Genomic DNA, 11,344 nt, shown 5'->3' with positions numbered 1-11,344 from the left:
TGCAGCGTGTGCAAGTAGGCCGCCTGACAGGCGGCCTTTTTCATGTCGAAGACCGGCACGCTACATTGCGCACCCGTTCCGGGAATCGTGCATTTCCTCACAATCCTGCAACCAGAGTTAACAGATTGCTGCTAGAATCAGTAAACATTTTTGCTTACCCTTGATCTCCCCTGAGGTGCAGGAGAATCCGGGTGAAGCAGAGCGAATTCCGGCGATGGCTCGCCGGGCAGGGCGCGACCTTCAGTGAAGGCGCGAAGCATGTGAGGGTATATCTCAATGGCAGGCAGTCCACGCTGCCACGGCATCCCAGCCATGAGATCCGGGAGGGGTTGCGCAAGGCGATTCTCAAGCAACTCGGCCTGTCATGAATCTCCAATCTCACGCCCAGACGTGCCCTTGTCGTTAACGGAGTCCCAATATGCTGCGTTTCCCCGCCAATATCGTCCCGGATGGCAATGGCTTTGTCGTGTCGTTTCCCGATATTCCGGAAGCCCTGACCAGCGGCGACACCATCAAGCAAGCCCGCGAGATGGCCGCCGATGCGCTCGCCACGGCCATGGAGTTCTATTTCGAAGATGGCCGACCGGTGCCGCTGCCGTCGAAGGCAAAGCGCGGCCAGCATCTGGTTGAACTACCGGCCAGCGTGTCCGCGAAGGTGCTGCTGCTCAACGAGATGATCGCGCAGGGCGTGACGCAGGCCGAACTGGCGCGCCGGCTGCATACACGCAAGCAAGAGGTACAGCGTATCGTCAACCTGGACCATGCGACCAAAATCGATACGATCGAGGCCGCCTTCCGGGCGCTGGGGAAGCGGCTGGAACTGACGGTCGCCTGACCGCCCCTGGGCGCCCGCAATCTCTCACTCCATGACTTTCGACCTGTTCGACGACCTGCCACCGAGCGGCCCTGCCACTCCCGCCGTCGAGCCCCTCGCCGACGGCGCGGCAGTCCTGCGCGGCGCGGCCCGGCCCGATGCCGAAGTGCTGCTGGCCGACGTCCAGGCTGTCATTGCCATGGCTCCCTGGCGGCACATGGTCACTCCCGGCGGCCTGAAGATGTCGGTGGCGATGACCAACTGCGGCGCTGTCGGCTGGGTCTCCGATGCGCGCGGCTATCGCTATGACCCGATCGATCCGCTGAGCGCAAACCCGTGGCCGGAGATGCCGGCGAGTTTCCGGCAGCTGGCCGCCTCCGCCGCGGCGCAAGCGGGCTTTGCCGGCTTCGAGCCGGATGCCTGCCTGATCAACCGCTATGCGCCCGGCACCCGGCTCTCACTGCACCAGGACCGCGACGAGCGGGACTATGGCGCGCCCATCGTCTCGGTCTCGCTGGGGCTGCCCGCGGTGTTCCTGTTCGGTGGCATGCGCCGCGCGGACAAGCCGCAGCGGATACGGCTGGCGCACGGGGACGTGGTGGTGTGGGGCGGGCCGTCTCGGCTGGCCTTCCACGGCGTGGCGCCACTGGCCGATGGCGATCATCCGTTGCTGGGACGGCTGCGCATCAACCTGACGTTCCGCAAGGCGCTGTAACCATCGCCACCTTGGCACTTTGCCGGGGGTTTTCTACAGTCAATGGACTGTCCTGAACGCCACCGAGCAAAGGCCCTCTCCATGCATCTCGACGGCTCCTGTCATTGCGGCGCGATCCACTTCTCGCTCGAGTCCGATTCACCCTATCCCTATATGCATTGCCATTGCTCGATCTGCCGCAAGACCGCGGGGAGCGGCGGCTATGCGATCAACCTCGGCGGCGACGCCGCCACGCTGCGCGTGCGCGGACGCAAGCACCTGGGTATCTATCACGCGGTGCTGCGCGAACCCGGCAAGCGCGCGCGGCGATCGCCCGCGCAGCGGCACTTCTGCGTGAAGTGCGGCAGCGCACTGTGGCTGTGGGACCCGCGCTGGCCCCATCTGGTGCATCCGCATGCATCGGCCATCGACACGCCGCTGCCGCGCCCCCCGGAGGTAGTGGAGGCTGCGCTGGATTCTGCCGCATCGTGGGTGGATGTGCCCAGGGGCAAAGGCCATGTGCACTGCGACACGTGGCCGGATGAATCGCTGGCGGACTGGCACAAGCGGCACGGCTTGTTGTCGCGCTGAACCGGTCGGGGTTCGCGATATGAACGTTTTCATCGAGAGATCTTAGTCTTTCTTCCTGAAGCGGCAGATGCGACGGTTTGCGCGCCGCACGCATTGCCTCGCGCGGCGCGCACCAGTATCTTCTGGCAACGACCACAAAGAACAAGCCAGGGAAAGCCATGGCGCAAGGCGCAGACGGGGCAGCCAGGAAGCGCCGCATCCAACCGGCACGCTGCGCCGGCATCGCCGCGCTGCTGCCTGCCGTGCTGTGGTGCATGCCCGTGGCCGCGCTGGCGTGGGTGGCCGGCAACGGCGGTGAAGCCACGGCTACCACCAGCGCGGTGCCGGCCAGCAGACCCTCGACGGGGCCCTACCGCGGCTACGTCGGGCCGCCGGCGCAGCCTGACAGCGGCGAACCCGCCAGCGCTACACCGCGCCAATGGGACCGCGCGCTGCCGTTCTTTGCCCAGCGCGTGATCGACAAGGGTTATGACCTGCCCAATCCCTACGACATCGGCTATTCGTATTTCGCCGGGCAACAGCGTTACCAGCTCAGCGGACTGAGCGTATCGGCGGGCAGCGCGCCGCTGCGCGGTGCGGATTTCGTGCGCTTCGACCAGTCGCGCATTCGCAATACCTCGAACCAGGTCCAGGTGGGCGCGTGGCTGTTTCCATTCATGAACGTCTATGGAATGCTCGGCACGGTGGGGGGCAGCGGCAATATCGGCATCAGCTTTTCTTCGCTGACCGACCTGGAGCGCTTCTTCGGCATCGATATCGGTTGCGGCGGACGCCGGCCGCGCCCGGATTGCGGCAAGCCGATCCGGCTGCCGACGCAGCGTGCCAGCTACAGCGGACACTCGTACGGCGCCGGCTTCACGCTGGTGGGCAGCTATGGCGATCTGTTCTTCTCGCTGCCGGTGACGTTCACCGTGTCCGACATCTCCATGTCCGAAACGCCGGTCAAGTCGATCAATATTGGCCCTCGCTTGGGCTGGAACTTCCGCCTGGGCCGCTTCGGCGTGCTGACGCCTTACGTCGGCGCGACATGGTTCCAGACCCATGCCAGCATCGCCGGGCATTTCGACGTGCCGGTGCCGGGCACCGGCCAGACGCAGCGGCTGAACTACAAGATCGATGAGAAGGCGGTGGGCGCCTGGAGCGGCTCGGTCGGCATGAACTGGACCGTCAACAAGTACGTGGGGCTGCTGGTGGAAGTCGGCTACGGCTACAACCGCAACAACGTGATCGCTACCGGATTCCTCCGCTTCTGACGCAGGCAACACCATGTCCGAAACGCTCCGCCGCCTTGCCGCCACCCTCGCCCTGTTCTGCGCTTGCGTCCCGGCGCGCGCCGACGAGCCGGGCTGGATGGACCGGCTGCTGACCAGGCTTGGCGCGTCCAGGCAGGTGGACCTGAGCCACGGCATGGACTGGGGCGTGCTGCCCGGGCCGTTCTACAACCCGGAGATGGGGCTTGGCATCGGCATGGCGGCGATCGGGCTGTACAAGCCCACCCATGCAGCGCCCGGCACGCAGATCTCCACCCTTAACCTGCACGGCTTTGTCACCACCCGCGGCGCCATCGGGCTGGGCGTGGACAACACCACCTTCCTTGCCGATGACAGCTACCGCTTCGCGATCACCGGCGCGGTGGTCAATATGCCAACCTCCTATTGGGGAGTCGGCTATGACCGCGCCGTCAATGATGCCAACAAAGAGGGCTACACCCGGCGCGAGTTCTTCCTGCAGCCGCGCATGCTGATGCGCGTGCGTCCCAACACCTACATCGGCGCCGGCATCTCGGTGCAGAATGACGACGCCAACAGCCTGCAGCGCGGCGCCGCCAGCGCGCTGGCCACCGACCCCAACGGGCCGCACGTGTTCAGCTCAGGCGTGACCGCGCATTTCTCGTACGACACGCGCGACTTCCTGCCCAACCCCTATTCCGGCCAGGCGCTGATCGCCAATGCGGCGGTGTACCGGCGCGGGCTGGGCAGCAATACCGATTTCGAGACGCTGGAGTGGTCCTACAACCGCTATTACCAGATGCGCGAGCGCGATGTGCTGGCCTTCGACATCCATGGCCGCTTCAGCTGGGGCGACGTGCCGTGGAACATGCTGTCGCAGCTCGGCGACAACAAGCGCATGCGCGGCTATTTCCTGGGGCAGTACCGCGACCGCAACGTGATCGAAGCGCAGGTGGAATACCGGATGCATATTGCCGGCCGGCAGGGGGTGGTGTTCTGGGCCGGCACCGGGGCGATTGCGCCCAAGCCGGGTGACCTGGCCTCGGCGCACTGGCTGCCCAATGCGGGCATCGGCTACCGCTTCGAATTCAAGCCGCGCGTCAATGTGCGGCTCGATGCCGGCTTCGGGCGGCAAACGCGCGGCGTCTACTTCCAGATCAATGAAGCGTTCTGAGCGCCCGGGCCGCAAGGTCCGGGCGCTTGCGCCCGCTTACGCGGGCAGGAACCCTTCAACCGTCAGGTAGCGCTCGCCGGTGTCGTAGTTGAAGCCCAGCACGCGCGCGCTGGCGTGCAGCTCGGGCAGCTTCTGCGCGATCGCGGCCAGCGTGGCGCCGGACGAGATGCCGACCAGGATGCCTTCCTCGCGCGCGCAGCGGCGCGCCATCTCGCGCGCGGGCTCGGCATCGACCTGGATCACGCCGTCGAGCAAGGACGTATCAAGGTTCTTCGGGATAAAGCCCGCGCCGATGCCCTGGATCGGGTGCGGCGCCGGCGCGCCGCCGGAGATCACGGGCGAGGCCACCGGCTCGACGCCGAACACCTTCAGTTGCGGCCACTTGTCCTTGAGCACGCGGGCGCAGCCCGTCAGGTGGCCGCCGGTGCCGACGCCGGTGATCAGCACGTCCAGCCCCTCGGGGAAGTCGTTCAGGATTTCCTGCGCGGTGGTGCGCACGTGCACGTCGACATTGGCCGGGTTCTCGAACTGCTGCGGCATCCATGCGCCCGGAGTGGCGGCAACCAGTTCCTCGGCGCGCGCGATCGCGCCCTTCATGCCCTTCTCGCGCGGGGTCAGGTCAAAGGTGGCGCCATAGGCCAGCATCAGGCGGCGGCGCTCCACCGACATGCTGTCCGGCATCACCAGCACCAGCTTGTAGCCCTTGACCGCGGCCACCATGGCCAGGCCGATGCCGGTGTTGCCCGAGGTCGGCTCGATGATGGTGCCGCCCGGCTTGAGCACGCCGCGGCGCTCGGCGTCTTCCACCATCGACAGCGCGATGCGGTCCTTGATCGAGGCGCCGGGATTGCTGCGCTCGGACTTGATCCACACCTCGTGCCCGTTGCCAAACAGGCGGTTGATGCGGATATGCGGGGTATTGCCGATCGTCTGCAGGATGTTCTGGACCTTCATCGTGTTCTCCGGGGCGGGCGCGGTGCGGCCAGCCGGGAAGGCAGCGGCACCGCAGGATCGAATGACCGGGCGATTTTAGTGCAAAGCGCCCGCCGGGCTGCCCGCATATGATTGAGGCCGCCCCGCCTTGCCCCCGCTTTCTCCGGAATCCGGCCTGAAATCCCCCGCCTTGCCCACCGCGCTGGGGATGATCGCGCCCGTTGTGCCGATCGGCTTCTGGCAATACTGAAAGCGCGCAGCAGCTTACTTGCGGAACACCAGGCAGAAGTTGTTGGCCGGCATCGGCACCGGCTCGTCGCAGCGCATGCCCTGCGCCTCGCCCAGCGCGATCACCGCTTCCATGTCGCGCACGCCCCAGTCGGCATCGGTGGCGCGCAGCTGCGCGTCGAAGGCCGCGTTGCTGGGCGCGGTGTGCGCGCCGCCGCGGCGATAGGGGCCGTACAGGAACAGCACGCCGCCCGGACCCAGCAGCTTGCCGGCGCCGTCAAAGAGCGCCTCGGCCGCGGCCCACGGGGCGATATGGATCATGTTGATGCACACCACCGCATCGGCGGCGTCGATGCCCCACGGCTGGCGGCAGACATCCAGCGCCAGCGGTGCGCGCACATTGGCCAGGCCGGCATGCGCGGTCCACGCGGCGATCGACGCGCGCGCGGCGGCTTCCGGATCGCTCGGCTGCCAGGTCAGCCCGGGCAGCGCCGCCGCGAAGTGTGCGGCGTGCTGGCCGGTGCCGCTGGCAATTTCCAGCACCGTGCCACTCGCGGGCAGGACGTTGCGCAATACCGCCAGGATAGGCTCGCGGTTGCGCTCGGTGGCGGGCGCCATGCGGCGTGCGTCGGGGTCGTGGGTCGAGCCGGTCATGATGGCATGCTCAGCGGGGGAAAGCGCCTAGCGTAGCAGAATCGGCACGCGGGGCGGCGCCGCGCGCCGGGATACGGTAGATCAGGCGCTCGTACTTGGGCGTCGTGGTTTGCCCCACGAGCACGCCACCCAGCGATTCGGCAATACGGCGGCTAGGCCAGTTCTGTTCGGCCACGGGATAGACCAGGTGCGATGGCGAAAGGTTGGCCAGCGCCCAGTCCGCCACCGCTGTCACGGCCTCCCTGCCGTATGCATGGCCGTGGCAGTCCTCGCGGATCCAGATGCCAAGCTCTGGCGCGGCCGTGTCGGCATGATGGAGGCCGGCCAGCCCCAGGAACAGGCCGTCATCGGCACGACGGATGGTGAAGACGTACTCCGAGCCGCCAGCCATGCTGACCAGCCATCCTTGCCAGACCGCTTCGAATGCCCGCAGCGATGGCGCCGGCTCCCAGTCCATGAACCGGGCGAGGGTCGGGGTGATGCAGGGGAATGCCTCGATCGCGTCGTCGCCACGAAAGGGCAGCAGGGTGAGGCGCGCGGAGCGGAAATTCGGATGCTGATCAGGCATGACTGGCAGCAAGGTTGGCATGATGCCGGACCTGCCATGTTAAACGATCGCGCCGCAATGAGAACGGCGGGCCGAAGCCCGCCGCCGTCATCCGCGCACTAACCGCGGCGCGTATCAGGCCTTGGCCAGCTTGACGCCGGTCGGATCGGCCGTCAGGTAGCCCACTGCAGCACCGAAACGGTCCTTGTACCTGGCGCGCACCAGCGGATCCAGCTGTGCCTTCACGATGTCGTGCAGCGGCGTCTCCCAGTCACCGGCGTGCTGGAAGCTGCTCATCACATAGGTCCAGCCGTTGATCTCGTCCACCGCATGCAGGCCCGTGGATTCGGCGCCGACCGGGCACGACAGCACGCGGCTGAGCACCTTGGTGTCGACGTTGTAGGCCCACAGGAAGTTGTTGACGTGGGTGTTGCTGTCCTCGCCCACAAACAGCGTGCGCAGCTTCTCCGAGAACTTCAGGTTGTCCGGCGTGGCGATCTTGTCGGGGTTGGCAAAGTTGCCCAGCGCGTCCTGCTGCTTCATCTTGCCGCCGCCCAGGTCTTCGCTGATCAGCGCGGGCACGGCGGCCATGTCGACCGGCACCCATTCGCTGCTGATGGCCGTGCCGGTCTTGTCGGCCTGGCCGCCCTTCAGGTTCAGCTCATAGACCGCGCCGGAGTAAGGGCCTTCCACCTGGATATCGCCGGCGTTGGCGGCATTGCCCTTGAGCATGCTCGACTCGATGCGGGACATCGCCGAATAGGCCTTCTTGTCCTTGATGTTGACGGTGGTGCCTTCCATCTTGGTGAAGCCCAGGCTGCCGCCGACCAGCGCGGCGTAGCGGTGGGTTTCCAGGAACGCCGCGGCCTTTTCCATGCCCGGCATCAGCTTCACCCAGTTCGGCTTGCCGTTGTAGAGGATGCGGGTGTAGCTGGCGTCGGCCGGGTCGGCGGTCTTGACGTCCATGATGTTGGCGAGCTTGATGCCGCCATCGACCAGCGCGCGGATTTCGGCGCTGGTCGCGCTGCCCAGCCTGATCCACGACAGCGTGGCGCTGCCCGGGCCCACGCCCGAAGTCTGGTTCCACTTGGCCACGTACAGCGTGCCGGAGGACAGGTCGCGGGCGCGGTCGGCGATAAACAGGAACAGGCCGCCGTTGGTGGCATCGTCGCCCATCAGCACGGTGCGCTCGTCGGGCATGACCTGCACCAGCTCATGCGAGATGCGGCCCAGGCAGTAGTGCTTCTTGATGGAGCCGGTGCCGTCCGGGTTGACCGTGACTTCGGGCAGGTGGCCGTAATTGTAGGCGTTGGCGCGGGCCGGATCGCCGTACAGGTTCTGGCTGTAGCCCTGCAGTTGCTTGACCGCGTTGGCGTCCATCATGTCGGTCTCGTACTCTTCGCTCGACAGATGGGTGTTCCACGGCGACAGGCTGGCGCCGCAGGTGATCCACAGGCCGTTGACGCCCGAGGTGTCGACGTTGTGGTACTTGACCGGAGTCAGCTTGCCGGTGGCCGGGTCCTGGTCCAGCGTCACCACCGCGATCGGCGACGGCAGCAGGCCGTACATGCTGGCATTGCCCTGGTTGCGCGTGGTGTATTCGAACTGCACCACCGCGAACACCGTCTTGCCCTTGACGCCCGGAACGGTCGGGTTGGCCAGCGTCAGCAGCGAGCTGCCGTCCGGTGCATCGGAGAAGAACTGGCGTTCCTTGCCGGCCACGGAGGTGTCGATGATCGGCTTGTTGTTGATGTCGTAGTAGCCGCCGGCCAGAGTGGTGCCGCCCTTGCCGTCCGGCACGCTGTCGCCGGTGATGAAGAACGGCTGGAAAGCCAGCTTGTAGGTCTGGCTGCTGCCGTCGCTGAACGACACCTTGAGGCTGGAGCCCACCGTGGTGGACGCCATGGCGTCCGGCGCGGCCAGCGTCGGCGCGCTCATGCCAACGAATTCGGCGGTGGTAAAGGTGGCGGCCTGGGCCGGCGGAACGGGCGCGGCGACGGCGTCGTCGCCACCGCCGCAGCCTGCCACCAGACCGACGGAGGCCAGGCCAAGCGGCAGCATCGGCGCGCCGGCCAGGATCTTCAGGGCCTTGCGGCGGCCAACATTGGGTTGTTCAAGCATGTTCTCGATCCGGGATGAGGAAGGGGTCTGTTGTTCACTGCGTATTTGCGCCGCTCCCGCTGGCGGGACCGGGCACCTGTTGGCACAGGCGGGCGGCGGGCGGCATTGCGCACAACCGGAGCGGATCGTATCCTCGGTTTGTGACAGCATGTTGACTACATAAGACATTCACCCTGCCTGGGCCGCCGGGCCCGCTGCGGTACACTCCCCGTTTGCCTTGCCGCGGCCTGACAGGCGCGGATCCCTGCCCCAGCTTTCAGCCTCTTCGCTTGCCCACCTACACGCTAGCCGCCCCCGTTCACGCCGAGATCGAGATCCGCAAGAGCCGCTTCCTGGCGCTGGCGCGGCCCGTTGCCGACCGCGACGCCGCCATGGCGGCGCTGCAGGCGCTGCGGGCCGAACACCCGACCGCCACCCACGTCTGCTGGGCGCTGCTGGCCGGCGGCGCCTCGGGCATGTCCGACGATGGCGAACCCTCTGGCACGGCGGGACGGCCAATCCTGGAAGTGCTGCGCCACCACGACCTTGACGGCGTGCTGGCGGCCGTGGTGCGCTATTACGGTGGCGTCAAACTGGGGGCTGGCGGGTTGGTGCGCGCTTACACCGACGCCATAGCGGCAGCGCTGAAAACCGCCGAGCGCGTGGAACGCATCGCCTACGGCACCCTGACGGTGGCCGTGGACTATGCCGATGAACCGCGCGTGCGCCGCTGGCTGGACTATGAGGCGCAACCGGGCTGCACCCTGGCCGACACCGCCTACGGCGCGCTGGCCACGCTGGTCCTGCGCATGCCCGCGACACAACTGGACGCCGCGCGCGACGCACTGCGGGATGCGACCCATGGGCGCGCTCAGTTTCCGGAAGCGGAGGATGAGACGCATGGCTGAGCACGCTCCGACCCTGCCGGACGACAGCACCGAATTCACGGCGCACGTGCTGCCGGGAGACACCCGCTTCGCCGCGCCGGCCGGGCAGAGCCTGCTGGAAGCCGCACTGCTTGAAGGCGTGCCGCTGCCCAACTCCTGCCGCAACGGCACCTGCCGCGCCTGCGCCAGCCGGTTGCATGCGGGGACGATCCGCTACCGGATCGAATGGCCGGGGTTGAGTCTGGATGAGAAGGAAGAGGGGCTGATCCTGCCTTGTGTGGCTTGTCCGGCGAGTGATGTGGTGTTTGAGCCTGTCAGTTTGGCCTGAAGATAGTCTTATTCGCCGGCCCTTACCCCCCAACCGCCAGAAAAAACCGCAACGCCAGCTTCAATCCATCCGGCCCCGCCGGATCCGAAAACGCCTGCCCGCCGGCCCCGCCGCTCCACGCGTGGCCCAGTCCTTCCACCCGCACCAGGCGCAGGTAGGGCGACTTGCCCTCGGTCCAGTCGAACACATCCATGGCACGGCGCATGCCGCGCTGGATACGCCGTGCCGGCACCGCGGACAGCGGGTGCGCATCTTCCGGCTGCAGGTGCATCCACATGCCGGCCGCGGCGGTGGCGTTGCTGAAGTCGACCACGTGGTCGGCATCGCCATGCAGCAGCAGCAACGGCGGCGGGCGGCGCCCGGCCAGCCCGGACCGCAGCGCCTGCATGGCCTTGGCATCGGGTCCGCGCTGCCCGCGCATGGCGCGCGCCGCCTGCGCGGCATTGGCGGCGCTCCAGGGCGCCGCGCCGGAGTGCGAGCCGACCGCGGCAAAGCGCTCCGGATAGCGCAGCCCCAGCATCAGCGCCATCGCGCCGCCCGCGGACAGCCCCAGCACGCTGATGCGGTCCGCGGCAACCGGATGGCGGCGGCAGGCCTGGTCGATCAGTGCCATCAGCAGCCCAGCCTCGATGCCACCCTGCGCGGCGGGCCGGAACCAGTTCCAACAGCGCTGGGCATTGGCCTGCGAGGTCTGCTCGGGCAACAACACCACCCAGCCTGATTCGCGCGCCACCGCTGCCGCGCGCGTGACCGCGGCAAAGCTGGCGGCGTCCTGGCCGCAGCCGTGCAGCAGCACCAGCAGCGGGGCGCGCCGCGACGCAGTGACGCCAGCCGGCACGAAGATGCGGTAGCGGCGCGGTGCCAGCGGAGTGCCCCAGGCACCCTCCTCCCAGCGGCCGTTGCCACGGCTTTGCGGCGCCTGCACCGGCGATACCACGCCCGACAGCGCGCGCTGCGTGGCGGCCGTGACCGCAGCCGATTGCTTCACCGCGTTGCGCACCATGGCCTCCGTCATCGGCCCGGTCAGGTTCTTGTTGACGGCGCGCTGCACCTGGCGCGCATTGCGGGCCGCGGCCTGGTTCAGCGTGGACCAGAGTTTCGCGCCGGGTGAGCGGGGCATGCGGCATCCTGTCGGCGTGGGTAACCGCTACATCATATGCCTGCG

General features: G+C 67.4%; 13 protein-coding genes. 8 read left to right on the top strand and 5 right to left on the bottom strand.

Features of this window, described 5'->3' with window-relative positions; translation table 11 throughout:
• Positions 1 to 191: 191 nt before the first annotated feature.
• The 6 genes from ACZ5MJ_RS26900 (at position 192) to ACZ5MJ_RS26875 (ending at position 4,502) form a co-directional block, all read left to right on the top strand.
• Positions 192 to 368, top strand: a complete 177-nt coding sequence (locus ACZ5MJ_RS26900) for a type II toxin-antitoxin system HicA family toxin (RefSeq protein ID WP_464223969.1) — start codon at positions 192 to 194, stop codon at positions 366 to 368.
• Between the two features lie 50 nt (positions 369 to 418).
• Complete coding sequence (locus tag ACZ5MJ_RS26895; protein WP_464223968.1) at positions 419 to 835, top strand: type II toxin-antitoxin system HicB family antitoxin; 417 nt, start codon at positions 419 to 421, stop codon at positions 833 to 835.
• A gap of 31 nt (positions 836 to 866) precedes the next feature.
• Positions 867 to 1,529: a DNA oxidative demethylase AlkB gene (gene alkB / locus ACZ5MJ_RS26890; protein WP_464223967.1), complete on the top strand. Its 663-nt coding sequence runs from the start codon at positions 867 to 869 to the stop codon at positions 1,527 to 1,529.
• A gap of 81 nt (positions 1,530 to 1,610) precedes the next feature.
• Entirely contained in the window at positions 1,611 to 2,099 is a 489-nt protein-coding gene (locus tag ACZ5MJ_RS26885; protein ID WP_464223966.1) for a GFA family protein, read from the top strand.
• A gap of 158 nt (positions 2,100 to 2,257) precedes the next feature.
• The gene (locus tag ACZ5MJ_RS26880; protein ID WP_464223965.1) at positions 2,258 to 3,352 is read left to right on the top strand and encodes a hypothetical protein; all 1,095 of its coding nucleotides are present in this window, start codon (positions 2,258 to 2,260) and stop codon (positions 3,350 to 3,352) included.
• Positions 3,353 to 3,365: 13 nt separating this feature from the next.
• A complete protein-coding gene (locus tag ACZ5MJ_RS26875) occupies positions 3,366 to 4,502 on the top strand; it encodes a BamA/TamA family outer membrane protein (protein ID WP_464223963.1) in 1,137 nt (378 codons plus the stop codon).
• Positions 4,503 to 4,538: 36 nt separating this feature from the next.
• On the opposite strand, the gene cysK is transcribed toward ACZ5MJ_RS26875, so the two are convergent.
• The 4 genes from cysK to ACZ5MJ_RS26855 all read right to left on the bottom strand — a co-directional run bounded on the left by cysK (position 4,539) and on the right by ACZ5MJ_RS26855 (position 8,985).
• Complete coding sequence (cysK, locus tag ACZ5MJ_RS26870) at positions 4,539 to 5,456, bottom strand: cysteine synthase A (protein WP_464223962.1); 918 nt, start codon at positions 5,454 to 5,456, stop codon at positions 4,539 to 4,541.
• Positions 5,457 to 5,699: 243 nt separating this feature from the next.
• Positions 5,700 to 6,317 carry a DUF938 domain-containing protein gene (locus ACZ5MJ_RS26865; RefSeq protein ID WP_464223961.1) on the bottom strand — a complete coding sequence of 206 codons (618 nt, stop codon included), beginning with the start codon at positions 6,315 to 6,317 and terminating at the stop codon, positions 5,700 to 5,702.
• Positions 6,318 to 6,327: 10 nt separating this feature from the next.
• Positions 6,328 to 6,885 carry a GNAT family N-acetyltransferase gene (locus ACZ5MJ_RS26860; protein ID WP_464223960.1) on the bottom strand — a complete coding sequence of 186 codons (558 nt, stop codon included), beginning with the start codon at positions 6,883 to 6,885 and terminating at the stop codon, positions 6,328 to 6,330.
• Between the two features lie 114 nt (positions 6,886 to 6,999).
• Positions 7,000 to 8,985, bottom strand: a complete 1,986-nt coding sequence (locus tag ACZ5MJ_RS26855; RefSeq protein ID WP_464223959.1) for a PhoX family protein — start codon at positions 8,983 to 8,985, stop codon at positions 7,000 to 7,002.
• Positions 8,986 to 9,254: 269 nt separating this feature from the next.
• Here ACZ5MJ_RS26855 and ACZ5MJ_RS26850 point away from each other — a divergent pair, with 269 nt between their 5' ends.
• Together ACZ5MJ_RS26850 and ACZ5MJ_RS26845 are read left to right on the top strand one after the other, a co-directional pair.
• The gene (locus tag ACZ5MJ_RS26850) at positions 9,255 to 9,872 is read left to right on the top strand and encodes an IMPACT family protein (protein WP_432261347.1); all 618 of its coding nucleotides are present in this window, start codon (positions 9,255 to 9,257) and stop codon (positions 9,870 to 9,872) included.
• On the top strand, positions 9,865 to 10,179 hold the full coding sequence (locus tag ACZ5MJ_RS26845; RefSeq protein WP_464223958.1) for a 2Fe-2S iron-sulfur cluster-binding protein: 315 nt from the start codon (positions 9,865 to 9,867) through the stop codon (positions 10,177 to 10,179). Before ACZ5MJ_RS26850 ends, ACZ5MJ_RS26845 begins: the two co-directional genes overlap by 8 nt.
• 22 nt (positions 10,180 to 10,201) lie before the next feature.
• On the opposite strand, the gene ACZ5MJ_RS26840 is transcribed toward ACZ5MJ_RS26845, so the two are convergent.
• Positions 10,202 to 11,299: an extracellular catalytic domain type 1 short-chain-length polyhydroxyalkanoate depolymerase gene (locus tag ACZ5MJ_RS26840; RefSeq protein WP_464223957.1), complete on the bottom strand. Its 1,098-nt coding sequence runs from the start codon at positions 11,297 to 11,299 to the stop codon at positions 10,202 to 10,204.
• Between the last annotated feature and the right edge of the window lie 45 nt (positions 11,300 to 11,344).

It is taken from the genome of Cupriavidus sp. LA-1 (assembly GCF_055385985.1).
This window is presented reverse-complemented; position numbering and strand designations above follow the sequence as displayed.